Below are 22,273 nucleotides of genomic sequence, written 5' to 3'. Positions count from 1 at the left end.
TCGTATCGCGGCGCTACCCTGAGGTAAGGACGCTCGATTGGATCACCTCATGGCAAGACTTGACCAACGGCGACCTGCTCCATGCCGTCTATGAGTGGGAGTTGATCCACTCAGCTGTACGAATGCTCCTGCAAGTGATTCAGCCCAATTCGACGCTGCCGACTACGAAGCCTAACTTGGCACAGGGGTGGAAACCCGACGACGGCTCCACCGATTCACCCGACCTCTCCCCCTAGCGGGCGAGATCAAGTCTGCTTAGGGTTGACCGAACCAGGAGGAACTCAATGAACGCCCCCGCCGCCGCCAGGCCGAAGGCCCGCCCGCCTCGCCCCGATCTCGACGCCGAGCTGAACAACCTCGCCATGTCGAAGGAGAGCCAGCCGCTGTTCGACGCGGTGAAGGCGCACATCGAGGAGAACGTGGCGCCGATCATCGAGCCGTTCTTCAAGCTCGGCGAAGGCCGCAAGGAGCGCTGGAGCTGGGCGCCGGGCCAGCTCGAATTGCTGGAGAAGGCCAAGGACAAGGCGAAGAAGGCCGGCCTCTGGAACTTCTTCCTGCCGACCTCGGAGATCGGCCGCGGGCTCACCAACCTCGACTACGCCTACATCGCCGCCGAGCTCGGCAAGTATCCGCTCGCCTCGGAGTCGCTCAACTGCTCGGCCCCCGACACCGGCAACATGGAGGTGCTGGAGCGGGTCGGCACGCCGGAGCAGAAGGAGAAGTGGCTGAAGCCGCTGCTCAACGGCGAGATCCGCTCGGCCTACGCCATGACCGAGCCCGGCGTCGCCTCGTCCGACGCCAAGAACATCGCCACCCGCGCCGAGCTCGACGGCGACGAATGGGTGATCAACGGCGAGAAGTACTACATCTCCGGCGCCGGCGATCCGCGCTGCAAGATCATGATCGTCATGGTCAAGACCAGCCCCGACGCCAGCCCGCAGTTCCAGCAGTCGCAGATCCTGGTGCCGATCGGCACGCCGGGGCTGGAGATCGTCGGACCGATGACCGTGTTCGGCCACGACCATGCGCCGCGCGGCCACATGCACCTGCGCTTCAAGAACTGCCGCGTGCCGGCCGCCAACATCCTGCTGGGCGAGGGCCGCGGCTTCGAGATCAGCCAGGTCCGGCTCGGCCCCGGCCGCATCCATCACTGCATGCGCTCGATCGGCGCCGCCGAGAAGGCGCTCGAGCTGATGGTCAAGCGCGGCGCCACGCGGACGGCCTTCGGCAAGCCGATCATCCAGCTCGGCAAGAACCTCGAGCTGGTGTCGCGCGCGCGGATCGAGATCGAGGCGATGCGGCTCATGGTGCTGAAGGCCGCCAAGGCGATGGACGTGCTCGGCAACCGCGAGGCGCGCGTCTGGGTCAGCATGGTCAAGGCGATGGTGCCGGAGAAGGTCTGCACCATCGTCGACCAGGCGATCCAGATCCACGGCGCGACGGGCATCTCGCAGTGGTCGCCCTTGTCGGAGATGTACGTCAACCAGCGCCACCTGCGCTTCGCCGACGGCCCCGACGAGGTCCATCACATGGTCGTCGGGCGGGCCGAGATCAGTAGGCACTGAGTCGCCCCCTCTCCCCGCCTCTCCCCCTCACGGGGGAGAGGAGAAAGACCTTTTCTCATGTTCCTCTCCCCCGCCAGGGGGAGAGGTTAGGAGAGGGGGTTGGAGACGATCCTCCAAAGAGGCTAAACACATCGCAGTGATGGACGCTGCGTTTCTCGCCGACTGGCTCAATCTCCTGCTGCGTTGGGCGCACACGATCACCGGCATCGCCTGGATCGGGGCGTCGTTCTACTTCATCTGGCTCGACAACCACCTGCACGAGCCGCTCGATCCGGCCGACCGGGAAAAGGGCATCGGCGGCGAGGTGTGGGCGGTGCATGGCGGCGGCTTCTACACCGCCAGGAAATTCACCCTGGCGCCGACGGCGCTGCCGCCCGTCCTGCACTGGTTCAAGTGGGAAGCCTACTCGACCCTGATCACCGGCTTCCTGCTGCTCGGCCTCGTCTACTACTGGGGCGCCGACATCGCACTGATCGACCCGGCCGTCGCCGACCTCGGCAAAGGGCAGGCGATCGTCCTCGGCCTCGCCTTTCTGGTCGTCGGCTGGCTGGTCTACGACGCGCTCTGCCGCTCGGCCTTCGGCAGCGACGACGCGGTGCTGGGCGGGCTGCTCTTCGGGTTCTGCGCCATCGCCGCCTGGGCGCTCTGCCATCTCTTCTCCGGCCGCGGCGCCTACCTGCATTTCGGCGCCATGCTCGGCACGATCATGGTGCTGAACGTCTATTTCGTGATCATCCCCGGCCAGAAGGAGCTGGTGCGCGCCAGGCAGGAAGGCCGCGCGCCCGATCCGAGGCACGGCGCGATGGGCCGCCAGCGCTCGGTCCACAACACCTATTTCACGCTGCCCGTGCTGTTCACCATGATCAGCAACCATTTCGCCGGCCTCTACGGCCACGAGTGGAACTGGGCGCTGCTCATCATGATCTCGCTGGCCGGCGCGCTGATCCGCGTCTGGTTCGTGCAGCGCCACAAGGGCAACGCCGATCCGCTGGTGCTGGCCGCCGGGCTGGTGATCCTCGCGCTGACCGCGATCCTCTCCCTGCCGCGGCCGGGCGGCGACGGCTCCGGACCCGCCGCCTTCGCCGACGTGGCGCCGATCATCCACGCGCGCTGCATCTCCTGCCACGCCGCGAAGCCCACGCAGGAGGGCATCGCCGCCGCGCCCAAGGGCGTGATCCTCGAGACCGAGCGGCAGATCCACGTCCGCGCCGCCACCATCAACCAGCAGGTCGCCACCAGGGTGATGCCGCCCGGCAACATGACGGAAATGACCGACGCCGAGCGCCGCACGATTGCGCGCTGGTTCAGGAGCGGCGCACAATAGGTCCCATGTACCAGGGCAGGCTTGGCCGCGCGCGCGGCCTGCCGTGGCGCCGCCTGCTCACGGCGGCGCTGGCGGCGGTCGCGATCCTCGTCTACTGGACCAAGCTCGCCGAGCACGGCGAGCCGTCCTTCGCGCGCGACGATCCGGGCTTCACCAGCGCGCGCAGCCTCGACGATCACTACGCCAAGCACGGCCACGAGTTCGGCCGGATCGGCCGCGACGAATATCTCGCCATGGCGCGCCGGCTGCGCGACGCGCCGGTCGGCGGGCCGATCCTCGAGGCGGTGCGCAAGGACGGCGTGATCACGCGCTACGACCGCGAGTCGCGCGCCTTCATCGCCTTCAACCGCGACCGCACCATCCGCACCTTCTTCCGGCCCAACGACGGCGAGCGCTACTGGCGGCGCCAGGCGGAGCGCGAATGAGCCCCCAGGCGACGCCGCCTCCGCCGCCGCCCGATGTCGGCGAGCTGCGCGAGCTGATCGACCAGTGGGCCGAGTTCGTCGGCGCGCTGGAGAGGGACGGCTACACCTTCGACCTCGACAACTGGCTGAACGATGTCGACGTGCGCGAGCTGATCCTCGAGGCGCTGCCGATGTTCGGCCGCGAGGAGATGGGCGATCATGCGCTCAAGCTCGATTCGGCCGACACGATCTTCCGGGCCGCGACCCGGCCCTTCAAGCGCTGCGTCTGGGGCGGCGGCACGGCGAAGAAGGAGAGATGGACGGCCGAGAAGAACTGGTGGTACTTCCGCACCCCGCTCCGCTCCAACGCGCAATTGGAGGATGAGCTTGCGACCGTGCGCTGAAAGGCCCCTCGCTTCGGGGTGACAGAGACGACTCTTGTCATCCCGAACGCAGCGAGGGACTTTGGCGTGACATGAGCACATCGAAGATCCTGGTCGAAAAGAACGAGCCGGTGACGACCATCGTCATCAATCGTCCCGAGGTGAAGAACGCCCTCGACAACGAGGCGGCGCGCGCGCTGGCCGATGCGCTGCGGGCGTTCGAGGCCGACGACGAGGCGCGGGTCGCGGTGCTGACCGGCCAGAAAACGGACAAGGGCGGCGCGTTCTGCGCCGGCGCCGATCTCAAGGAACTGGGCGGCGGCACCGACTATTTTCCGTGGGCCGGCAGCGACGACGGGCCGCTGCACAGCACCCTCGCCAAGCCGGTGATCGCCGCCATCGAGGGCCATGCCTGCGCCGGCGGGCTGGGCGTGGCGCTGTTCTGCGACATCCGCATCGTCGACGAGACCGCGACCTTCGGCGTGTTCTCGCGGCGCTGGGGCGTGCCGATGAGCGACGGAACGACGGTGCGGCTGCCGCGCATCGTCGGCCAGGGCCGCGCCCTGGACATGCTGCTGACCGGCCGCGCGGTCGGCGCCGACGAGGCGATCGCCATTGGCCTCGCCACGCGCAAGGTGGCGCGCGGCACGACGCGCGCCGAGGCCGAGGCGCTGGCGCGCCGCATCGCCGGCTTCCCGCCGATCGCCATGATGTCGGACCGCCGATCGGCCTACGAGAGCTTCGACCGCGACCAGGAAGCGGCGATCCGGCGCGAGCTGGAATTGTCGCTGGCGGCGCGCCGCCGGGAGTCGCAGAAAGGGGCGGCCCGTTTCGCCCAAGGCGCGGGACGCCACGGCAAATTCGAGGAGTGACGATGCGCGCGCTGGTCTGCCACGCCTACGGCCCGATCGAGGATCTGCGGATCGAGGACATCCCCGAGCCGACGCCGAAGGAGGGCGAGATCCTGCTGCGCGTCGGCGCGGCGGGCGTGAGTTTCGCCGCCCTGCTGGGCGTGCAGGGCAAGCACCAGAACAAGCCCAGCCTGCCCTACGTGCCGGGCAACGAGATCGCCGGCCACATCGTGGCACTCGGGCCGGGCGTCACCGAGCACAAGGTCGGCGAGCGCGTCGCCACCGCCGTGCCCCAGGGCGGCTTCGCCGAATATGCCGTGGCGAGCGCCGCCAACGCCGTGACCATGCCCGAGGTCATGCCCTACGCGCAGGGCACCAACTTCCCGACGCTCTATCCCACGGCCTACGGCGCGCTGAAGTGGAAGGCCAACCTGCAGCCGGGCGAGGTGCTGCTGGTGCATGGCGCGGGCGGCGGCTCGGGCCTCACCGCGGTCGAGGTCGGCAAGGCGATGGGCGCGACGGTGATCGCCGCGGCCGGCGGCGCGGACAAGCTCGCGGCGGCGCTCGAGGCGGGCGCCGACCATCCGATCGACAGTCGCCGCGAGGATCTGCGCGCCAGGGTGCTGGAGTTGACCGACGGGCGCGGCGCCGACGTGGTCTACGATCCGGTGGGCGGCGCGGCCTTCGACGCCTCGCTGCGCTGCATCGCGCCGGAGGGCCGCCTCATCCCGATGGGCTTCGCTTCCGGCACCGTCCCGCAGATTCCGGCCAACATCCTTCTGGTGAAGAACGTTACCGTGATCGGCTTCTACTACGGCTACTACAACGGCTGGAGCAACAAGGCGCCGACGCCGCGGGAGGCGGCCGGCATCGCGCGCCGCCGCGCCCTGGTGGCCGACGCGCAGAAGGAACTGATGCGCTGGTTCGTCGAGGGCAAGCTCAACGCCACGATCGGCGGCACCTTCGACCTCGCCGACTGGGTCGAGGCCTTCAAGCTGATCCAGGACCGCACCATCGTCGGCAAGGCCGTGCTGGTGCCTTGACCCCCTTCCGGCGCTTCGCGCCACCTTCCTCCGTCTGCAGGGGAAGTGTGGCGGTGATCCACGGTCCGCTTGCAGTAGTCCACGTGCCACGAGCACTCCTGCTTGCAGGTATTGCTCATGGGATTGTTCTTGTCGCACCAGTCCGTGCAGCTCTAGATCCCGCGCCTTCGCGCTGAGGCAGCGACCGGCATCACCGCCGCAGGCACGCGGGCCATGAGGGCCCGGTCGTGTGTGGTCATCGCCCGAGCTCATACAACCACGGCCCCGGTCACCGCCCAACAGAATGGGGAGGCCGCGCGAACGGCCTCCCCACCCTTCGGTCGACGCCGCGTGCGGCGGGACGTCCTTCTATCTCGTGGTGAGCTTCATCAGCTCGTCGGCGCACGCGTTGGCGACTTCGTTCCGTGCCTCGTCGCTGCCGGGCATGGTGGCCCAACCCTGCCTCTCGACGAAGCCGCCCCGTTGCCAGGAATTCTCCCGCTCCAGCGCCGCGAGCTGCGTCGATCGCTCGTCCATCGCCTGGCCCTTGAACTGGGCGACGCAGATCGGGGTGAGAGCGGCGATGACGGCCTTCTCGCCCTTCACCTCGGCCATGGTGCGAGCGGATCCGCTGGTGACCACCCACCCCGCGCTGAAGCTGAAGATCGCGATGGCGGCGGCGCCGACGAGGGCACCCGACACACCGGGCTTCAGCCATTCGGGAACGTTCATGATCGCCTCCTGCTGTTTTCAGTGTTTGCACGACCGCGGTTCTTCGCCGACCGCTCGACCAAAAGGACCGGCTTGCCTTCCGGCAAAGCCGAGCCTGACGCGGTGACGCTACCGTCGACAGATGGCGCCATCGCTCCATTTCGGACGTAAGTTCACACGCACTGCAATACAAGACCGCGAGCGGTCGATACCGGAGCGACAGGAATTCGCGCGCGTCGTGATTCTTTGGATGAATCAGAAGGGTCGGATTCGGCCGACAGCGCCGGAATCGGGGGATCGAACGGCCCTCCGATGCAGGCGCCATCGGCATCGGACGGAATCCATCGACCCGATTAGGGGCTCGCCGGCGAGTCGACGTAGAATGCGAGCATGGCGTCATGTCCGGTCGCGGTCGAAAAGGCGGCCGGGGAGGTTCTGCAATTCCTGCATTTCCCGAATCGGGGTTTCCGTTTCGCGACCCCCTGCCCGGCCGTCTTCCAACGGGCTGCCGCGACTTCCCGGCATTTCCGGCATTTCCGGCACGGAAAGACGTTCGCGTACGTTCAATCTCGTCCCGTCGGCCAGCCACGACATCCGGGCCGGGGTCGCGCTGTCCGGGACGTGCCCCGGAAGGCGTCCACGTCGGTGTCCCACGACGTGTCTCACCTCGTGTCCCACGAAGTGTCCAGGGGACGGGGGTGGCGCACCGTGGGACATTCGGGCCTCGAAGCCTTGCGCCATCGGCATCGGAGGTGTCCCACCATGTTGGAACGATGGGACACTTCGGGACATGCGGAGGACACCCGGGCGCAGGCCGGACCGCCCCCACATCTGGTTGAGGGATGAATTGATCGCCGTTTTTTAATTCTCGCGGCTCAATGTCTGGACGCGAGACCGGGAGGACGTCAGGCGTGAAGAAACTGATCAACGAGCCGCGCGCCGTGGTGCGCGAGATGCTCGAGGGATTGTGCGATCTCCATCCGGGCCTGGCCTTGCTCGAAGCGGAGAATGTCGTGCTGCGCGCCGACCTGCCGGCGCCGGCCAACCGCCGGGTCGCGATCCTGTCGGGCGGCGGCTCGGGCCACGAGCCGGCCCATGGCGGCTATGTCGGCCGCGGCATGCTGGGTGCGGCGATCGCGGGCGAGGTCTTCACCTCGCCGGGCGTCGATGCCGTGCTGGCCGCGATCCGCGCCGCGGCGGGGCCGGCGGGCGCGCTGCTGATCGTCAAGAACTACACCGGCGACCGATTGAATTTCGGCCTCGCCGCCGAGCTGGCGCGCGGCGCGGGCATTGCCGTCGAGGAGGCGATCGTGGCCGACGACGTCGCCCTCGCCGGCATCGTGCCCAGGTCGCGCCGGCGCGGCATCGCCGGCACCGTGCTGGTGCACAAGATCGCCGGCGCGGCGGCGGAGAGCGGCCGACCGCTCGCCGAGGTCGCCGCGCTCGCGCGCGCCGCGGCCGCCGACCTCGGCAGCATGGGCGTGGCGCTCGGCCCCTGCACCGTGCCGGCCGCCGGCCAGCCGGGCTTCGCGCTCGCCGCCGACGAGATCGAGCTCGGGCTCGGCATCCACGGCGAAGCCGGCGTCGAGCGCACGACGATGCGGTCGGTCGATGCGCTGGTCGCGCGCCTGCTCGACTCCATCATCGCCGATCTGAAGCTGTCGGCCGGCGAGCGCGTCGCCCTGCTGGTCAACGGGCTGGGCGGCACGCCGCCGATCGAGCTCGCCATCGTCGCGCGCGCGGCGCTGGCGCGGGCGCGCGGCGCGGGTCTCATCGTCGAGCGCGCCTGGTCGGGCACCCTGCTCTCGGCGCTCGAGATGCCGGGCGTGTCGCTGTCGCTGATGAGACTCGACGACGAGCGGCTCGCCCTGCTCGATGCGCCGACCGCGGCGCCGGCCTGGCCGGGGGGCGGCCGCATCGAGGCCGGGCGACGGATCGTGGCGGCGCCGGCGCCCTCGCCGGCCGGCGCCTCCGTCGCGCGCGGCGACAATCCGGCCTTCACCGCGCCGCTGCTGGCGATCGCGCAGGCGCTCGAGGATGCGGAGGCCGAGCTCACCCGCCTCGACAACGCCGTCGGCGACGGCGATCTCGGCATCAGCATGCGCCGCGCCGCCGCGGCGATGCGCGACATCGCGCGGTCTCCCGGCAACGACGCGGCCGCGCTGCTGTCTCTCCTCGCCGGCGAGCTGCGGCGCGCCGTCGGCGGCAGCTCCGGACCGTTCTACGCCACCGCCCTGCTGCGCGCCGCGCGCGAGCTTCCCGCGTCGCCCGCGCCGGCCGACTGGGCGCGCGCCTTCCGCGGCGCCGTCGCGGCGGTGCGCGATCTCGGCGGCGCGGCGCCGGGCGACTGCACCATGGTCGATGCGCTGGTGCCGGCGTCGGAGGCGCTCGACCGGCTCGGCGCGCGCGATGCGGTCACGGCCGAAATCGTGCACGCCGCCGCCGCGGCCGCGCAAACCGGCGCCGATGCGACGGCCGACCTGCTGCCGAAGCTCGGCCGCGCCAGCTACATGGGCGCCCGCGCGCGCGGCGTGCCCGATCCGGGCGCGGTCGCGGTCGCGGTCTGGCTGCGCGGCCTGGCGGGCCACCTCAACGGTCTCGGAACCGGGCACACCCCATGCCCATAGAACTTTCGATCTCGCACGCCGACCGAATGGTCGTCGCCGTCGTCAAGGACCGTCTGACCTTCGAGGACGCCGTGCGCTACCATGAGGAGTTGCTCGCCGACGGCGCGCTCGGCTACCGCAAGATCTTCGACCTCGGCGAGGGCCGGATCGATCTCGACAACGACGACCTGATGATGCTCGGGGCGCGCTTCAAGGCCTACGCCGAAACTGTCGCGCTGGGGGCGATCGCGCTGGTCGCACCGGATGCCTCTTCCTACGAACGGGCCCGCCTCTACAAGGTGCTGGCGTCCGGGACCCGGCCGCTCGAGATCCACCGCAGTCACGACGCCGCGCGACGGTGGCTCGACTCCCTGGCGGTCGGGGGGGAAGGCGCGACGTGATGATCAGACAATTGGTCCGGGAAGGAATCCGGCTGTCCTACGACGAGGCCGGAATCGGTCCGCCCATCCTCCTGCTTCACGGCGGAGCAGTTTGCCAAAGTCGCCGTGCCGACGCTCGTCCTCGACGTGCAGGTGATTCCGGGGGCCGATCACAACATGATCGCCGCCCATGCCGAAGACGTGGCGCAATGCATCCTGAAGTTCACCGGGCGGATCTGAGCCCGAGCACCTTGGGGAACATCGCGCAGTCGAGCCGGTCGCCGGGCTTCAGGCCGTGACCCTCGAGCGGCGGCGAGATCTGGCCGACCCGCGCGGCGTAGCGCGCGTCGTCGCCGCACCAGCGCGTCGCCCAGGCGCGACGGCGACGGCTCGTCGAGCGGTTGCCCGGGGCGCCGTGCAGGGTCAGCGCGTGGAAGGCGACGACGTCGCCCGGCTCCATGTCCCAGGCGAGGAACTCGTGCCGGTCGCGCTCGGCGTCGAGGTCGGGCAGCGGCTCGAAGCGCGGGTCGCTGACCTGCAGGTCGACGCCGCCCTGGCGGAAGAACTTGGGCTGGAACCAGCGGCCCCAGCGATGCGAGCCCCGGACGTACTCGACGCAGGTCGCGCGATCGACCGGATCGAGCGGCAGCCACAGCGAGACGATCTGCTCGCCATCGATCGGATAGTAGGGCTGGTCGTGGTGCCACGGCGTGCGCTCCTCGGTGCCCGGCTCCTTCACCAGCAGATGGTCGTGGTAGTAGACGACCTCGCGGCTGCCCATCAGGCGCTGCGCGATGTGCTTGGCGGGCGAGTCGTGCACGAAGGCGCGCGCCGCGTCGTGGCGCTGCCAGAGCTGGAAGTCGACGAAGAACAGTCCGGGCGCGCCCTTGGGCGTGTTGATGCGGACCATCGGCCCGGGCGCGGCCATGTCGGCGTCGACCGCCGCGCGCAGCCGCTCGATCCAGTCCATCGGAAAGGCGCCGCGCAGGCAGATCGCGCCGTCGGCGCGATAGCGCGCCACTTCCTGGTCGCTCGGCAGCCGCATCGTCATAGGTCGCCGAAATCGCCGCCGCGGCCCTTGCCGGAGGCGAAGCGCGCGGCGCCCGCCTGCGCCTCTTCCTGCAGCGCCGGCAGGCCGCGGCTCGCCTCGTTGGCCAGCGCCTCGCCGAGCGGCATCGACCATTGCTCGTACGACGAGCGGCGGTCGGAGCGCAGGCAGGCCTGCGGGAACTTCGCGAGCTGTTCGGCCAGGGCCTTCGCCTCGGCGAGCGCCCGGCCGGCCGGCACGACCCGGTTGGCGAGGCCCCAGTCCCATGCCTCGCGCGCGCCAACCTCGCGGCCGGTCAGGATCATGTCGAGCGCGCGGCTGTGGCCGATCAGGCGCGGCAGGCGCACCGTGCCGCCGTCGATCAGCGGCACGCCCCAGCGCCGGCAGAACACGCCGAACTTCGCCGTCTCCGACGCCACCCGCAGGTCGCACCACAGCGCCAGCTCGAGTCCGCCCGCGACGGCATATCCCTCGATCGCGGCGATCACCGGCTTGGAGAGCAGGTGGCGGGTCGGCCCCATCGGCCCCGGCGAGTCGGGCGTGCGGATCGGCGCCGTCGTGCGGATCGCCACCGACTTGAGATCGTATCCGGCGCAGAACGTGCCGCCGCGCCCGGTCAGGATGGCGACCGACTGGTTCGCGTCGCGGTCGAAGGCGAGGAAGGCGTCGCGCAGCAGCTCGGCCGTCTCGGGATCGACGGCATTGCGCGCCTCGGCGAAGCGGTCGATCGAGACGATGGTGGTGGCGCCTTCCGTCTCGACCGCGACCTTCGGCATGTCAGCGGCCCTGCATCATGCGCAGCGGCGTGTAGACGATCGCCGTCTCGCCCTTCTGGTTCTTCACCAGGTTGGTGGTGCGGACGAGCGCGCGCGCGGGATCCTTCGAGGTCGGCCTGATCTCGGTCACCTCGATCTCGACATGGATGGTGTCGCCGACATAGGTCGGGCCCTTGATGTCGAAGCCCATCGACAGGAAGGCGAGCCCGCTGCCCTGCAGCGTGGTCGGGATCACCAGCCCCTCGGCCATCGAATAGACCAGCGCGCCCGGCACCGGATGGCCGCCGCGCATCGGCGCGTGACTCTTTATGTATTCCGTGTTGGTGAACAGTTCCTCGGAGAAGCCGCACAGCGTCACGAAGGCGAGCAGGTCGGCCTCGAACAGGGTGCGGCCGAACGTCCTGAAGCGGTCGCCGACCTTCAGATCGCGCCAGTTCCAGCCCTCGCCCAGCTGCTTCATGGTCTGTGTCATCGCCCGAACGCCTCAGTGGGCGTGGGCGTGACGAGCCGCGCCCTCGCGCAGCACGTAGAGCCGGCTGCAATAGGGACACTCGATCCGCCCTTCCCTGCCCAGACTGAGGTAGACTTTGGGGTGTCCCAGGGGGCCGCCGCCGCCGTCGCAGGCGACCCGGTCCGTGTCGACGGTGATGGTCTCGAAAGGCTCGGTCACGATCTCGCTCCTCGTTCGCCGTTCGATCATAGCGGCGGTCTTCCTCCCGGTCATGCTCGCAGCCTGCGCGCCGACGGTCGTTCCGGCGGGCGAGACCGTGCGCCGGCCGGCGCTGGAGGGCGACCGCTACATCGCGGCTGACGGCACCGCGCTGCCGCTCGCCGTCTGGCCGGCCGCCGGCGGCGCGCCGAAGGCGATCGTCCTCGGCCTGCACGGCTTCGGCGACTATCGCGAGGCGTGGGCCGAGCCCGGCCCGATCTGGGCCGAAGACGGCATCACGACCTATGCCTTCGACATGCGCGGCTTCGGCGCCAGCCCCTCGCGCGGCCGCTGGCCCGGCACCGACACCTTGGTCGAGGACGCGCGCACCGTCGCCACCTTGATCCGCGCCCGCCATCCCGGCGTGCCCATCTACCTCGCCGGCGAAAGCATGGGCGCGGCGCTGGCGCTGGTCGCCGCCGACCGCGGGCTCGCGTGCGACGGGCTGATCCTGCTGGCGCCGGCGCTGCGTTCGCGCGACACGTTCGGGCCGCTGTTCAGCACCGGGCTGTGGTTCTTCGCCCACACCATGCCCTGGCTGCCGTCGGGGCCGACCTCGATCGACTACCGGCCGACCGACAATCCCGAGCAGCTCGAGAAGCTGCGCAGGGATCCCCTGATCCTGCGCCAGCCGCGCCTCGACATGGGCTACGGGCTGGTCGACCTGATGGACGCGGCGCGCCGGTCGGCGGAGCGCATCGCGCGGCCCTACCTGCTGCTGCACGGCTTCGGCGACCGCATCGTGCCCCGGGGCGCCGTGCGCGCCGCCATCGCGGTGATGCCGCGGCGCGACGATTCGCGGCTCGCCTTCTACCGCAACGGCTATCATCTGCTGCTGCGCGACAAGGAGGGGCCGGTCGTGGCGCGCGACATCGTCGCCTGGATCGGGGATCATGACGCCGCGCTGCCGTCGGGCGCCGACGCCGAGCTCTCGCAGCCGGAGCTGCTGGCCGAGTGGGGCTCGCGCCGGGCCCAGCCTTGAGGGAGGCAGATCGTGAAACGACTGGGTTGCGTGATGTTGTTGGCGTTGCTGGGCGGCGAGGCCGCGGCCCAGGTCGACGAAGCCAGGAAGGCGCGCTGCTACCAGCTCGCCGAACACGCGGAGTACTACCTCACCCGCTTCAAGGAGGGATCGGGCGGGCCGAACATGACCGTGCTGGGCGCGCGCATCGATTGCGACAAGGGACGCTACGACCAGGGCATCCGGGCCCTCGAGAAGGAGTTGCGCGACCAGCGCATCTCCATCCCGCCGCCGCCCGGCTGAGCTACTTCTTCCTCGACACCTCGAAGTCGCGCCACAGCAGCAGGCCGGCGGCGCCGTCGATGGTCGAGTCCTCCATCCGTGCCCTCATCTCCTGCGCGTTCGGCCGCCACACGAAGGTGCTCTGGCCGACCGCGCCGTCGAAGCGGCCGGTGCCGCCGGCCAGCCGGAAGACGCCGCGGCATCCCACCAACTGGTAGCCCTCGCATCGCCAGTCGCCGAAGGCGGTGGCGCCGTCGTGGGCGGTGAAGGTGCAGGCGCCCTGCCCGTCGGTGCGCGCCGTCGCCATGTCGAGCCGCGCCGACGCCGCGCAGGTCACGAACCCGCCGTCGACGGGGCCCTCGGCGGTCTCGACGTAGAAGCGGCCGGTCAGCGTGCCGGTGACGAAGTACTGCTTGTCGGCGGCACGCACGATCGTGCCCTCGGCCTCGACGGTGGCGAAGGCGTTGAAGACCTGCGGTTCGTCCTGCGCGATCGACGATGCGACCGTCGACAGGAACAGGGGCGCCGCCAGGGCCGAGGCCCGCAGCGCGCGTCTGGAAGGATGCATCGCCCGCCTCACCTGAAATCGATGACGACGCCGTCGCCGCCCAGCGACAGGGCGAGCCCGACCCGCCTGGTGCGCAAGGTCATCTGCACGCCGTTGGCGTTCTCCAGCCACATCTCGCCGCTTCCCTTGTCGCCCAGCGCCATGCCCTTGCGCGCCTGGACGTAGACGCCGGGGAACTGGCGCAGCTCCTTGAGATCGTAGATCTCGCCCGTCGCCTCCATCCGGGAGATGCCGAAGCCGCCGACGCCCAGGCCGCCCACGGTGAAGCGATGGGTCTTGCCCTGGAAATGCAGCGTGCCGCTGCCGACATTGCCGCTGCCGATGAAGGCGACCTGGACCTGCTCGATGTGGACGGTGCCCGACTTCTCGCGCGCTTCGGCCGGAAGCGGCGGCACGGCCATCGCGATTCCCGCGACCCCACCCGCCACGACGGCGCGGCGGCCGAGCGCACTCATCGTCCGCGCCCCTTGCCCGATTCGGGCAGGAAGGCCGTCGATTCGATCTCGACCAGCAGGCCGGGCACGGCGAGCGCGCTCACCGCCACCAGGGTCGAGCTCGCCACCGCGCCCTTGAGGGCGCGCGCCAGCGCCTTGGAGACGGCGCCCATGTCGCGGATGTCGGTGACGAAGATGGTGAGCCGCGTCAGGTCCCTGAGCCGCGCGCCGGCCGACTTCAGGCCGCCTTCGATCTTGCGCATGGTGATCAGCGTCTGCTCGAAGGCATCCTTGCCCTGCACGCGTCCCTTGGCATCGAGCGACGTCGTTCCCGACACGAAGACCAGGGGCCCCGTCCTGATGGTGCGGGCATAGAAGCCCGCGACCTCCGTGCCGTCGCGAAACACCTGCTTGGCCATGAAATCTCCCTCTCGACCGAACCGCCGCGATCCTAGCGGAGGCGGACGCGCCTGTCGTGTTGGCCCTGGAGCGGCGGCCGGAACGCAGGGCCCTGCCCCGCGTTCTCAGGGCCGCATGACGGATGTCCTCGACGAGATCGGCCGGCCGACCTGGCTGCCCTTTTCCGTGATCGCGGCGCGCCTGCTGCTGGCGGCGCTGCTCGGCGCGGTCATCGGCTTCGAACGCGAATGGCGCCACCGCCCCGCGGGACTGCGCACCCATATCCTGGTCTGCCTCGCCGCCGCGACCTTCGCCGTGCTGACGGTCGAGATCGTGCATGCGCCGGTCTTCGCCGGCGAGGCGCTGCGCGTCGATCCGATCCGCGTCGTCGAGGCGGTGACGGCGGGCGTCGCCTTCCTGGCGGCCGGCACGATCATCCTGGCGCGCGGCGAGGTGCAGGGCCTGACGACCGGCGCCGGCATGTGGCTCGCCGGCGCGATCGGACTGGCCGCCGGGCTCGGCCTCTGGCAGATCGCCGTCCTCGGCACCGCGCTCGTCGTGATCGTCGCCGGCCTGATCTATTCGGTTGAGGCCAAACTCAAGCCGCCCGCCTCCGGCGCCGAGCCGGGCTCCCGGCCGCCGACCGAGGATTGAGCGCGTTTGCGACGAAACGGCGCCTCCGCTATGGTCCGCCCCGTCGCGGACCCGTAGCTCAGCTGGATAGAGCGCTGCCCTCCGAAGGCAGAGGTCGTGAGTTCGAATCTCGCCGGGTGCGCCATTTTCTCTCATATTTCCGGGCACTTAGCAAGATCGTTTTTTGTTCTCGCCGCGCCCGAATCCGTCGCGGAAGCACCACGGAAGCAGCGTGAGACGTAGTCTGGCGTGCTGCGGCGTAGCGCGCGTGAGACGTGCGAGCGAAACGCGCAAGCTCAGACATTCGCTTCTGTGCGATGCTTGTCTGCTGCCGGCATTCCTTCGCGCGATGGCATACCGTTCGAGCAAGAGTTACGCGCGTGATGGTTTTTGCGGTGAGAATGGGGATCTCGGTTGCGCGTGATCGATCGAACTGGGATAATGTCTGGTCTACGTCGATTGACCGACGCGAGGTCGCCGCGTTAGTAGCGCACTTGATGCACCCGTAGCTCAGCTGGATAGAGCGCCACCCTCCGAAGGTGGAGGCCGCACGTTCGAATCGTGCCGGGTGCGCCACCTACGCTAGGCTGCGACCGCTAACCCTACGATGCGATGCCATACGCATGTGCATCCGATCGTCCTCCCACGAGGTGCCGCCCCAGCGTTGATGAAATTGATAACTACATTTCCGCTGGGGCGCTATGATATTCGAGCCGCGCACTCGCGGCAGCGTCCGCCGGCATCCGAAACTCCGCAAAGCCACTACGACCGATCGCAGATGGTGGGCTGAGAACGACGAAACCGAGATCTACAAGCGCGAGGAGGACGGTGTCGTCCTCATAGACCAGCATAAGTGCCGCGGCTGACGCATGTGCGTGTCCGCCTGCCCCTACAAGAGGATCTACTTCAACTGGTCTTCCGGAAAATACGAGAGGTGCACGCGCTGCATCCGCACGTTGAGGCGGGTATCGGTCGCGACGAACTACTGGACGCTCAGGCCGCACTTAATGGCAAAGAGAAACTTCTCGATCAATGACGACGGCCGTTGCCAAACGGCATCTGCCAAGGTTCGAAGCGGGTTCTTATTGCGGCGGCGCGGGTTGCGGTGAGCCACCGAAGCCGAACCAGCCAGTGGCATAGCCGATCACGATCAACACCACGGCTAAGGCGATCAAACCTAACCAGAGGTTCCTGCCCGAGAAATTCATCGTTGGCTCCTCCCCCGCCTGTCGCGAGATTAGGGGTAGGTACTGATCTACGCTTCAGCGCAGTGCACCACCCCAAATGTACAGTAGCCCAAGTGCGGACTCTTGAGAAGACGATCAACGAATCCATGACATCGCGTTACGGGTGCGACTGGCCATCAAAGTGAAGCACGCCTCAATGTTCAAGCTCTCGAACGATCGTGTCTCGCAGCCGGGCAGCAGCGGGGTTCAGGTCAGGTGCCTCGATCAGCGCCATCTCCGTGTCCTTCAGGTCGGGAAGTCCAAGAGCTTCATCGTTGAGAATGGCGAGATCCGTTGGCACCATCTCCTTTGGCAACACGGTGATGCCGAGGCCCGCACGAACGGCTGCGTGCGTGCCGGCCAAGGAGCCGCACGTATAGGCGACACGCCAAAGGCGCCCCATCGTGTCGAGCGTATCGGTTGCCCGCTTGCGGTAGACGCACGGCCGCGGCGAGACGATGAGCGGAAGCGGGCCCTCTGTCTCTGCGATCTGCCGGTCGGCGGCGACCCAGACCAGCGGTTCCCGCCACACGCGGATGCCGCCCATCGCGCCTGAGGGCTCCCGTTTGACCAGCGCGATCTCGAGACCGCCAGCCCGGAAGCGCTCGAATACCTCGAGCGTCAACTCGCAGGTCACTTCCAGGGCAACCCGGGGATGGGCGCGCGCGAACTTGGCCAGCACGCTCGGCAGGTGGCTGGTCGCGAAGTCCTCTGGCGCTCCGAGGCGAACGACGCCGGAAAGTTCGCGCTCGGTAAAGCGCCCGACCAACTCGTCGTTGAGGCGCAACAGGCGCCGGGCGTGGTCCAGCAGCAACTCTCCCTCGCTTGTCAGCGACAGGTGTCGGGGAGTCCGTTCGAGCAGCTTCGCCCCGAGGCTGTCCTCCAAACGCTTCATTTGCAGCGAGATGGCCGACTGGCCGCGCCGCAGCCGCTCGGCGGCCCGCGAGAACCCTCCGCATTCCACAACGGTCACGAAAGCGCGCAAGAGGTCGGGATGGATATTCATGCACGCATCCATGATGTCATTGACGATCGCAATCTTAGCGTCGAGAACAATCAATTTCAACAATTCATCCTTGGTCTCTATCCTGCCTTCGTTCAGAGACGCACTAGGAGGGATCGATGATGAGCACTCGGCTCATGTTGGAAGGCCTTACCGACTTGGAGAACCCGTCCGGGAGGCATGGCGCCGTTCCGGTCACAGTCGCCTTCGGTGACGGCATCGGGCCGGAGATCATGAAAGCCAGCCTCAAGGTCCTGATTCGGGCCGGCGCGAACATCGCCATCGAACCGATCGATATCGGAGAGCGCCTCTATCTTTCAGGCAACACCTCCGGGATCGGACCGGAAGCCTGGGATAGCCTGCGGCGCACCAGGGTCTTCTACAAGGCGCCGATCACGACGCCGCAGGGCGGCGGCTACAAGAGCCTCAACGTGACGGTGCGCAAGACCCTCGGCCTGTTCGCCAACGTCCGGCCCTGCGTCGCCTATCAACCCTTTATCGCGACGAAGCATCCCGGCATGGATGTGGTCATCATTCGCGAGAATGAGGAGGATCTATATGCGGGCATCGAGCATCGGCAGACCGACGAGGTCTACCAGTGCCTGAAGCTGATCTCGCGGCCGGGTTGCGAGAAGATCGTCCGGTACGCTTTCGAGTACGCGCGCGCGCACGGCCGCCGGAAGGTCACCTGCTTCACGAAAGACAACATCATGAAGATGACCGACGGCCTGTTCCACACGGTCTTCGACGAAATCGCCGCTGACTATCCCGGTATCGAGAACGAGCACTGGATCGTCGACATCGGCGCAGCGAAACTGGCGGATACGCCGCAGGCCTTCGACGTGATCGTTATGCCCAATCTCTATGGCGATGTTCTGAGCGATGTAGCCGCCCAGATCGCAGGCTCCGTCGGCCTCGCGCCGTCGGCCAACATCGGCGAGCAATGCGCCATGTTTGAAGCGATCCACGGCAGCGCACCGCGGCGAGCCGGCCAGGATGTGGCCAACCCCTCCGGCCTTCTCTTAGCCGGTGTCATGATGCTGGCGCATATCGGCCAAACCGAGGTGGCCAGACGCGTGCACAATGCCTGGCTCAAGACGATCGAAGACGGCATTCATACCTATGATGTTTTCAAGGAAGGCGTATCCAAGCAGAAGGTCGGCACAGCAGCCTTTGCCGAGGCCGTGATCGAGCGGCTTGACCATACGCCGAAGACGTTGCGCAGTGTCGCGCCTGGCGCTGCGTCAAAGCCTTTCGCCGTGCCGCAGGCCCGGCCAAAGAAGCCGGCTAAGAAGGAATTGGTCGGGATAGACGTCTTCGTCCATGCAACCAAGCCCGTGGACGAACTCGCCCGCGATATGCAGGCGGCGACCAACGAATTGTTCGCGCTCACCATGATTACCAATCGGGGCGTCAAGGTCTGGCCGGATGGTCTGCCCGAGACCTTCTGCACCGACCACTGGCGCTGTCGCTATCTCGCGCGGCCGAGCAAGCAATTCAACAAAGCGATGATCGTGGAACTGCTCAAGAATCTCACCTATACGGGTGTCGACTTCATCAAGACTGAGCATCTTTACAATTTTGATGGGGAGCCAGGTTTCTCACTTGGTCAAGGTCAATGAAGAATTCGCGCTAGGCTCAGGACCTGTTAATTCGTTAATTGGCGGGCGAGTGTGATTCAGAGTGGTTGCAGTTGATGTCGTCCTTGCGCGCTTGCTCGCGCTCCATCCCAAGCGGATCGATCTCTCGCTCGACCGCATGTGGTGCCTTCTTGGCCGGCTTGGCCATCCTGAGCGCCGCCTGCCGCCGGTGATTCATGTTGCCGGCACCAACGGCAAGGGTTCGACCGTTGCATTTCTGCGTGCGATCTTGGAAGCGGCTGGGTTCGGCGTACATGTTTACACCTCGCCGCATCTGGTTCGCTTCAACGAGCGCGTCCGTCTTGCACGGCTGGGTGGCAGCGTGCTGGTTGAGGATGACGAACTGGCGGATGCCCTTGCGACCTGCGAACGCTTGAATGCCGGCGATCCGATCACCTTCTTTGAGATCACCACGGCGGCGGCTTTTCTGCTCTTTGCACGCAATCCCGCCGATGTGCTTCTGCTTGAAGTAGGCCTGGGTGGACGGCTCGACGCGACGAACGTGGTCGACTGCGCGCTCGCGACCGTAATCACTTCTGTCTCGCATGACCATCACGAATTTCTGGGCGATACGATCGAGCTGATCGCGGCGGAGAAATCGGGCATTCTCAAACGCGGTGTGCCGGCGATAATCGCACCGCAGTCGCAGCAGGCGCTCACGGTGATCGAACGACACGCCGAGCGTCTCCGCACGCCGCTGCGGATTGGTGGCAAGCACTGGAGAGCGACGCCTGATCGCGACCGCATGGTCTTTCGGGACGGCAACGGAATCATGGAGCTGCCTGCGCCGCGTCTGGTTGGCCGTCATCAGCTCGATAACGCAGGCACGGCGATAGCAACGCTACGCTGCATTCATGCGCTCAGGATTCCGGACACAGCCATTGAGCAGGGGCTCACCAGCGTCGAATGGCCAGCTCGCATGCAGCGCCTCGCCCGTGGCCGGCTCGTAGAACTCGCGCCGGAAGGCGCTGAACTATGGCTGGATGGCGGCCACAACCCTGACGGCGGCCTTGCGGTGGCGAACGCTCTGGCCGATCTTGATAGGCGCGTCTCGCGGCCGCTCATACTCGTCGTCGGCATGCTCGCGAACAAGGACTGCCAAGGCTTTCTCATGAACTTCGCCGGCCTTACCCGTACCGTCATCGCAGTGACAGTCCGGCAGGACACGGCTTTGCCAAGCGAGGAGATCGCGCATATAGCTCGCGGCATCGGCATTTCGGCGGAGACCCGCGACAGCATCGCGGAAGCGATTGCCGCCATCACCGCGCTTGGCCTCGATCCGGCACCGCGAATCCTCATCACCGGTTCGCTCTATCTTGCCGGAGAGGTGCTTGCCGCGAACGGCCTACCATCCACTTGAGTGGTCAGACGTGGCGCATTTGGAAGGGATGCCCTGCCACTGCTTGCTTAGAAATGCTCGTCGCGAATAACCTCGACGTCGGAAACCACCACGATCCCGGCGTAGTTTTCGAGGAGCGGCTGCGATTGTTCGACGATCAGGTTCGCGATCTCTTCGGCAACGATGACGATGATGAGCATGTTGCGGAACACGTCCGAGAGATGTCCTTCATCTCGGACGCCGCGGTTGCCGCGGCCGGAGACGTCGGGCACGATGGTGTAGCCCTTGGCGCCGACCGCCTCGATCATCTCGATGATCGCGCGGGCGCGCGCGGCCTCCACGACAATATCGATCCTCTTCTTCCGGTAGAGCTGCACCATAGGGATGTTCCTCTTGCTTCACATGCCTGCAATCCATTGTGCGGCCGCGTGGTAGAGTGGGATTCCGACGATCAGGTTGAACGGGAACGTTACGGCCAAGGACAGGGGGACATAGATCGCCGGATTGGCCTGCGGCAATGAGAGGCGCATCGCCGCGGGAACCACGATATAGGAAGCGCTGGCCGCGAGCACGGCGACAAGCGTCATGCCGCCGAGAGAGAGGCCGATGGCATGGGATGCGAACAGCCCGATTAAGGCTCCGATGAGAGGCATATAAAGGCCGAACGCCACCACCGGCCAGCCCACCGCTCTGAAGTCGTGCAGTCGGCGTCCGACAAGCAAGCCCATGTCGAGAAGGAAGACGGCAAGCACGGCCTTGAACGGATCGACGATGGCCGGCGCCATAACGGTCATGCCATTGTCACCAGTGATCCAGCCGATCGCCAGACTGCCGCCGAGCAACACGACGCCGCCGCTCAGGAACACCTCGCGGGCGACTTCTCTCGAAAAGAAAGGCGCGCTCGACGTGGTCGGCGCGGCGGCGCTAGAGCGACGAGCAAGTAGAAGGCCGGTCACGATGGCCGGCGTCTCCATGAGGGCGAGCATTGCCACCACGTAGCCCTCGTAAGGTATGGCACGGTATCCCAGAAAGCCGGTCGCCGCGACGAAGGTCACAATGCTGACGGAACCGTAGTGCGCCGCGACGGCGGCCGCGTTCGGAATATCGAGCCGTGTAGCGGTGCGGAGCAAGGCATAAGCAAGAACAGGCAGGCTGAAACTGAGCACGAGCGCCAGGGCCATCGCGACCGCGACTGTGCCGGCCACGCCGTTGGTAGCGAGCTCAACGCCGCCCTTGAAGCCGATCGCCAGCATCAGGTAGAGCGACAGGCCCTTGCTGATTGGCTCGGGGATGGCGAGATCGGATTTGAGCCAGCCGGCGGCGACACCTAAGGCGAAGAACAGCACCATCGGTGACAGGAGGTTGCCGATGGCAAGCTGGAGCAACGTATCCACAAGGACGCTTCCTATTGTATGCTGGTCAAGATGTGAGAAAGGAATTCAAAGTGCTCGGTCGCGTTCGGCAGGTCCAGTGAGCGCCTCCCACGCTCCAGTCGCTGTGTTCCACGTCAAGGGTTGACCGATCAGGCCCGGGAACAACTCTCGCAGCCGCTCGGTATGAAGCAAAGCAGAACGGCAGTTGTCGTCCGCATCGAAGACAGGAATAAACTGCAGAGTCCTGGGCTGTTGGTGTGGCGCCTGCTCCTCGATCAGGGCTGACACCAGTGTTTTGCGTGTCGTAACGAGGTCGGATGATTTCCTTGCATGATCAGCATCAACCCAGCACAGGCACCATATTCCACTCACGCCGACGCTTTCGCGAATCTGGAATTGGCACGCGCGAGAAGCCAAGCCCACGCCGCATATTTCAGGCAGCGCGTCCACCATCACGGGGTCTATCCATACTCCGACCAACCGCCGGTCCTGTTGCGCATGCACTGTCGGGAGCCGCGCGCGCTGAAATGCCAGAAACTCTCCCGCCTCCCGGCAAGCGCGGGGAACGTCATCACTGGACCGGACCAGGAGCAAGAAGCAGTTGGCGAAGTCTGACACCGGCAGCACTCCTTGATT

27 protein-coding genes and 2 tRNA genes are annotated in these 22,273 nt (G+C 67.3%); 16 read left to right on the top strand and 13 right to left on the bottom strand.

What is annotated here, in order from left to right; genetic code table 11:
• Positions 1 to 284 precede the first annotated feature (284 nt).
• From KIT25_05980 to KIT25_05955, 6 genes are all read left to right on the top strand, one after another.
• Positions 285 to 1,565 carry an acyl-CoA dehydrogenase family protein gene (locus tag KIT25_05980; protein UYN96480.1) on the top strand — a complete coding sequence of 427 codons (1,281 nt, stop codon included), beginning with the start codon at positions 285 to 287 and terminating at the stop codon, positions 1,563 to 1,565.
• 139 nt (positions 1,566 to 1,704) lie between these two features.
• Positions 1,705 to 2,889, top strand: a complete 1,185-nt coding sequence (locus tag KIT25_05975; GenBank protein UYN96479.1) for a urate hydroxylase PuuD — start codon at positions 1,705 to 1,707, stop codon at positions 2,887 to 2,889.
• A gap of 5 nt (positions 2,890 to 2,894) precedes the next feature.
• Positions 2,895 to 3,314 carry a hypothetical protein gene (locus KIT25_05970; GenBank protein UYN96478.1) on the top strand — a complete coding sequence of 140 codons (420 nt, stop codon included), beginning with the start codon at positions 2,895 to 2,897 and terminating at the stop codon, positions 3,312 to 3,314.
• Positions 3,311 to 3,697 carry a hypothetical protein gene (locus KIT25_05965; GenBank protein UYN96477.1) on the top strand — a complete coding sequence of 129 codons (387 nt, stop codon included), beginning with the start codon at positions 3,311 to 3,313 and terminating at the stop codon, positions 3,695 to 3,697. Before KIT25_05970 ends, KIT25_05965 begins: the two co-directional genes overlap by 4 nt.
• Before the next feature lie 71 nt (positions 3,698 to 3,768).
• Positions 3,769 to 4,548 carry a crotonase/enoyl-CoA hydratase family protein gene (locus KIT25_05960; GenBank protein ID UYN96476.1) on the top strand — a complete coding sequence of 260 codons (780 nt, stop codon included), beginning with the start codon at positions 3,769 to 3,771 and terminating at the stop codon, positions 4,546 to 4,548.
• 2 nt (positions 4,549 to 4,550) lie between these two features.
• Positions 4,551 to 5,570: an NADPH:quinone oxidoreductase family protein gene (locus KIT25_05955; protein ID UYN96475.1), complete on the top strand. Its 1,020-nt coding sequence runs from the start codon at positions 4,551 to 4,553 to the stop codon at positions 5,568 to 5,570.
• A gap of 348 nt (positions 5,571 to 5,918) precedes the next feature.
• Here the strand turns inward: KIT25_05955 and KIT25_05950 are convergent, their stop codons facing one another.
• Both KIT25_05950 and KIT25_05945 read right to left on the bottom strand, forming a co-directional pair.
• On the bottom strand, positions 5,919 to 6,281 hold the full coding sequence (locus tag KIT25_05950; GenBank protein UYN96474.1) for a hypothetical protein: 363 nt from the start codon (positions 6,279 to 6,281) through the stop codon (positions 5,919 to 5,921).
• A gap of 375 nt (positions 6,282 to 6,656) precedes the next feature.
• A complete protein-coding gene (locus KIT25_05945; GenBank protein ID UYN96473.1) occupies positions 6,657 to 6,854 on the bottom strand; it encodes a hypothetical protein in 198 nt (65 codons plus the stop codon).
• A gap of 317 nt (positions 6,855 to 7,171) precedes the next feature.
• Between KIT25_05945 and dhaK the strand changes: the two genes are divergently transcribed.
• Both dhaK and KIT25_05935 read left to right on the top strand, forming a co-directional pair.
• Positions 7,172 to 8,887: a dihydroxyacetone kinase subunit DhaK gene (dhaK, locus tag KIT25_05940; protein ID UYN96472.1), complete on the top strand. Its 1,716-nt coding sequence runs from the start codon at positions 7,172 to 7,174 to the stop codon at positions 8,885 to 8,887.
• Entirely contained in the window at positions 8,878 to 9,267 is a 390-nt protein-coding gene (locus KIT25_05935; GenBank protein UYN96471.1) for a hypothetical protein, read from the top strand. Before dhaK ends, KIT25_05935 begins: the two co-directional genes overlap by 10 nt.
• A 202-nt stretch (positions 9,268 to 9,469) precedes the next feature.
• Here KIT25_05935 and KIT25_05930 read toward each other — a convergent pair whose 3' ends face one another.
• Genes KIT25_05930 through KIT25_05915 form a run of 4 tightly spaced genes read right to left on the bottom strand, consistent with a single transcriptional unit; the run spans position 9,470 to position 11,770 of the window.
• Positions 9,470 to 10,297, bottom strand: coding sequence for a phytanoyl-CoA dioxygenase family protein (locus KIT25_05930; GenBank protein ID UYN96470.1), 828 nt, complete (start codon positions 10,295 to 10,297; stop codon positions 9,470 to 9,472).
• Positions 10,294 to 11,070, bottom strand: a complete 777-nt coding sequence (locus tag KIT25_05925) for a crotonase/enoyl-CoA hydratase family protein (protein UYN96469.1) — start codon at positions 11,068 to 11,070, stop codon at positions 10,294 to 10,296. The genes KIT25_05930 and KIT25_05925 overlap by 4 nt, the downstream gene beginning before the upstream one ends.
• Before the next feature lies 1 nt (position 11,071).
• Positions 11,072 to 11,542 carry an acyl dehydratase gene (locus KIT25_05920; protein UYN96468.1) on the bottom strand — a complete coding sequence of 157 codons (471 nt, stop codon included), beginning with the start codon at positions 11,540 to 11,542 and terminating at the stop codon, positions 11,072 to 11,074.
• Between the two features lie 12 nt (positions 11,543 to 11,554).
• On the bottom strand, positions 11,555 to 11,770 hold the full coding sequence (locus KIT25_05915; GenBank protein ID UYN96467.1) for a zinc-finger domain-containing protein: 216 nt from the start codon (positions 11,768 to 11,770) through the stop codon (positions 11,555 to 11,557).
• A gap of 22 nt (positions 11,771 to 11,792) precedes the next feature.
• Between KIT25_05915 and KIT25_05910 the strand changes: the two genes are divergently transcribed.
• On the top strand, positions 11,793 to 12,761 hold the full coding sequence (locus KIT25_05910) for a lysophospholipase (protein ID UYN96466.1): 969 nt from the start codon (positions 11,793 to 11,795) through the stop codon (positions 12,759 to 12,761).
• A gap of 12 nt (positions 12,762 to 12,773) precedes the next feature.
• Positions 12,774 to 13,043 carry a hypothetical protein gene (locus KIT25_05905; GenBank protein UYN96465.1) on the top strand — a complete coding sequence of 90 codons (270 nt, stop codon included), beginning with the start codon at positions 12,774 to 12,776 and terminating at the stop codon, positions 13,041 to 13,043.
• Between the two features lies 1 nt (position 13,044).
• Here KIT25_05905 and KIT25_05900 read toward each other — a convergent pair whose 3' ends face one another.
• From KIT25_05900 to KIT25_05890, 3 genes are read right to left on the bottom strand one after another with little or no spacing between them, the layout of a single operon-like run.
• On the bottom strand, positions 13,045 to 13,590 hold the full coding sequence (locus KIT25_05900; GenBank protein UYN96464.1) for a hypothetical protein: 546 nt from the start codon (positions 13,588 to 13,590) through the stop codon (positions 13,045 to 13,047).
• 8 nt (positions 13,591 to 13,598) lie between these two features.
• A complete protein-coding gene (locus tag KIT25_05895; GenBank protein ID UYN96463.1) occupies positions 13,599 to 14,045 on the bottom strand; it encodes a hypothetical protein in 447 nt (148 codons plus the stop codon).
• Positions 14,042 to 14,443, bottom strand: a complete 402-nt coding sequence (locus KIT25_05890; protein UYN96462.1) for a hypothetical protein — start codon at positions 14,441 to 14,443, stop codon at positions 14,042 to 14,044. The genes KIT25_05895 and KIT25_05890 overlap by 4 nt, the downstream gene beginning before the upstream one ends.
• A gap of 115 nt (positions 14,444 to 14,558) precedes the next feature.
• Here KIT25_05890 and KIT25_05885 point away from each other — a divergent pair, with 115 nt between their 5' ends.
• The 4 genes from KIT25_05885 (at position 14,559) to KIT25_05870 (ending at position 16,092) form a co-directional block, all read left to right on the top strand.
• A complete protein-coding gene (locus KIT25_05885; protein UYN96461.1) occupies positions 14,559 to 15,077 on the top strand; it encodes an MgtC/SapB family protein in 519 nt (172 codons plus the stop codon).
• A 47-nt stretch (positions 15,078 to 15,124) separates the two neighbouring features.
• Positions 15,125 to 15,201, top strand: a tRNA-Arg gene (locus KIT25_05880).
• A 354-nt stretch (positions 15,202 to 15,555) separates the two neighbouring features.
• A tRNA-Arg gene (locus KIT25_05875) sits at positions 15,556 to 15,632 on the top strand.
• Positions 15,633 to 15,909: 277 nt separating this feature from the next.
• Positions 15,910 to 16,092, top strand: coding sequence for a hypothetical protein (locus tag KIT25_05870; protein UYN96460.1), 183 nt, complete (start codon positions 15,910 to 15,912; stop codon positions 16,090 to 16,092).
• 344 nt (positions 16,093 to 16,436) lie between these two features.
• Here the strand turns inward: KIT25_05870 and KIT25_05865 are convergent, their stop codons facing one another.
• Positions 16,437 to 17,300, bottom strand: a complete 864-nt coding sequence (locus tag KIT25_05865; protein ID UYN97842.1) for a LysR family transcriptional regulator — start codon at positions 17,298 to 17,300, stop codon at positions 16,437 to 16,439.
• A gap of 122 nt (positions 17,301 to 17,422) precedes the next feature.
• On the opposite strand from KIT25_05865, the gene KIT25_05860 reads away from it, so the two are divergent.
• Positions 17,423 to 18,907 (top strand): NADP-dependent isocitrate dehydrogenase, encoded by a 1,485-nt coding sequence (locus KIT25_05860; protein UYN97841.1) that lies wholly within the window; start codon positions 17,423 to 17,425, stop codon positions 18,905 to 18,907.
• Positions 18,908 to 19,043: 136 nt separating this feature from the next.
• Positions 19,044 to 20,285, top strand: a complete 1,242-nt coding sequence (locus KIT25_05855; GenBank protein ID UYN97840.1) for a bifunctional folylpolyglutamate synthase/dihydrofolate synthase — start codon at positions 19,044 to 19,046, stop codon at positions 20,283 to 20,285.
• Positions 20,286 to 20,332: 47 nt separating this feature from the next.
• Here KIT25_05855 and KIT25_05850 read toward each other — a convergent pair whose 3' ends face one another.
• The 3 genes from KIT25_05850 to KIT25_05840 are packed head-to-tail and all read right to left on the bottom strand — an operon-like array spanning position 20,333 to position 22,090.
• Positions 20,333 to 20,644 (bottom strand): hypothetical protein, encoded by a 312-nt coding sequence (locus KIT25_05850; protein UYN96459.1) that lies wholly within the window; start codon positions 20,642 to 20,644, stop codon positions 20,333 to 20,335.
• 18 nt (positions 20,645 to 20,662) lie between these two features.
• Positions 20,663 to 21,658: a sodium-dependent bicarbonate transport family permease gene (locus tag KIT25_05845; GenBank protein ID UYN96458.1), complete on the bottom strand. Its 996-nt coding sequence runs from the start codon at positions 21,656 to 21,658 to the stop codon at positions 20,663 to 20,665.
• 45 nt (positions 21,659 to 21,703) lie between these two features.
• Positions 21,704 to 22,090: a hypothetical protein gene (locus tag KIT25_05840; GenBank protein ID UYN96457.1), complete on the bottom strand. Its 387-nt coding sequence runs from the start codon at positions 22,088 to 22,090 to the stop codon at positions 21,704 to 21,706.
• Positions 22,091 to 22,273: the final 183 nt, after the last annotated feature.

This window comes from Enhydrobacter sp., from assembly GCA_025808875.1.
GTDB lineage: Bacteria > Pseudomonadota > Alphaproteobacteria > Reyranellales > Reyranellaceae > Reyranella.
The sequence above is the reverse complement of the archived record's forward strand: the minus strand, read 5'-3'. Positions and strand labels throughout refer to the sequence as shown.

Coding starts and splice junctions, on each gene's coding strand:
- KIT25_05855 (UYN97840.1), top strand. CDS start 19,044: ATGTGGTGCCTTCTTGGCCGGCTTGGCCATCCTGAGCGCCGCCTGCCG.
- KIT25_05885 (UYN96461.1), top strand. CDS start 14,559: ATGACGGATGTCCTCGACGAGATCGGCCGGCCGACCTGGCTGCCCTTT.
- KIT25_05920 (UYN96468.1), bottom strand. CDS start 11,542: ATGACACAGACCATGAAGCAGCTGGGCGAGGGCTGGAACTGGCGCGAT.
- KIT25_05840 (UYN96457.1), bottom strand. CDS start 22,090: ATGGTGGACGCGCTGCCTGAAATATGCGGCGTGGGCTTGGCTTCTCGC.
- KIT25_05915 (UYN96467.1), bottom strand. CDS start 11,770: ATGATCGAACGGCGAACGAGGAGCGAGATCGTGACCGAGCCTTTCGAG.
- KIT25_05890 (UYN96462.1), bottom strand. CDS start 14,443: ATGGCCAAGCAGGTGTTTCGCGACGGCACGGAGGTCGCGGGCTTCTAT.
- KIT25_05900 (UYN96464.1), bottom strand. CDS start 13,590: ATGCATCCTTCCAGACGCGCGCTGCGGGCCTCGGCCCTGGCGGCGCCC.
- KIT25_05935 (UYN96471.1), top strand. CDS start 8,878: ATGCCCATAGAACTTTCGATCTCGCACGCCGACCGAATGGTCGTCGCC.
- KIT25_05960 (UYN96476.1), top strand. CDS start 3,769: ATGAGCACATCGAAGATCCTGGTCGAAAAGAACGAGCCGGTGACGACC.
- KIT25_05970 (UYN96478.1), top strand. CDS start 2,895: ATGTACCAGGGCAGGCTTGGCCGCGCGCGCGGCCTGCCGTGGCGCCGC.
- KIT25_05895 (UYN96463.1), bottom strand. CDS start 14,045: ATGAGTGCGCTCGGCCGCCGCGCCGTCGTGGCGGGTGGGGTCGCGGGA.
- KIT25_05980 (UYN96480.1), top strand. CDS start 285: ATGAACGCCCCCGCCGCCGCCAGGCCGAAGGCCCGCCCGCCTCGCCCC.
- KIT25_05925 (UYN96469.1), bottom strand. CDS start 11,070: ATGCCGAAGGTCGCGGTCGAGACGGAAGGCGCCACCACCATCGTCTCG.
- KIT25_05955 (UYN96475.1), top strand. CDS start 4,551: ATGCGCGCGCTGGTCTGCCACGCCTACGGCCCGATCGAGGATCTGCGG.
- KIT25_05865 (UYN97842.1), bottom strand. CDS start 17,300: ATGGATGCGTGCATGAATATCCATCCCGACCTCTTGCGCGCTTTCGTG.
- KIT25_05930 (UYN96470.1), bottom strand. CDS start 10,297: ATGACGATGCGGCTGCCGAGCGACCAGGAAGTGGCGCGCTATCGCGCC.
- KIT25_05910 (UYN96466.1), top strand. CDS start 11,793: ATGCTCGCAGCCTGCGCGCCGACGGTCGTTCCGGCGGGCGAGACCGTG.
- KIT25_05850 (UYN96459.1), bottom strand. CDS start 20,644: ATGGTGCAGCTCTACCGGAAGAAGAGGATCGATATTGTCGTGGAGGCC.
- KIT25_05950 (UYN96474.1), bottom strand. CDS start 6,281: ATGAACGTTCCCGAATGGCTGAAGCCCGGTGTGTCGGGTGCCCTCGTC.
- KIT25_05860 (UYN97841.1), top strand. CDS start 17,423: ATGTTGGAAGGCCTTACCGACTTGGAGAACCCGTCCGGGAGGCATGGC.
- KIT25_05975 (UYN96479.1), top strand. CDS start 1,705: ATGGACGCTGCGTTTCTCGCCGACTGGCTCAATCTCCTGCTGCGTTGG.
- KIT25_05945 (UYN96473.1), bottom strand. CDS start 6,854: ATGTCGTGGCTGGCCGACGGGACGAGATTGAACGTACGCGAACGTCTT.
- KIT25_05965 (UYN96477.1), top strand. CDS start 3,311: ATGAGCCCCCAGGCGACGCCGCCTCCGCCGCCGCCCGATGTCGGCGAG.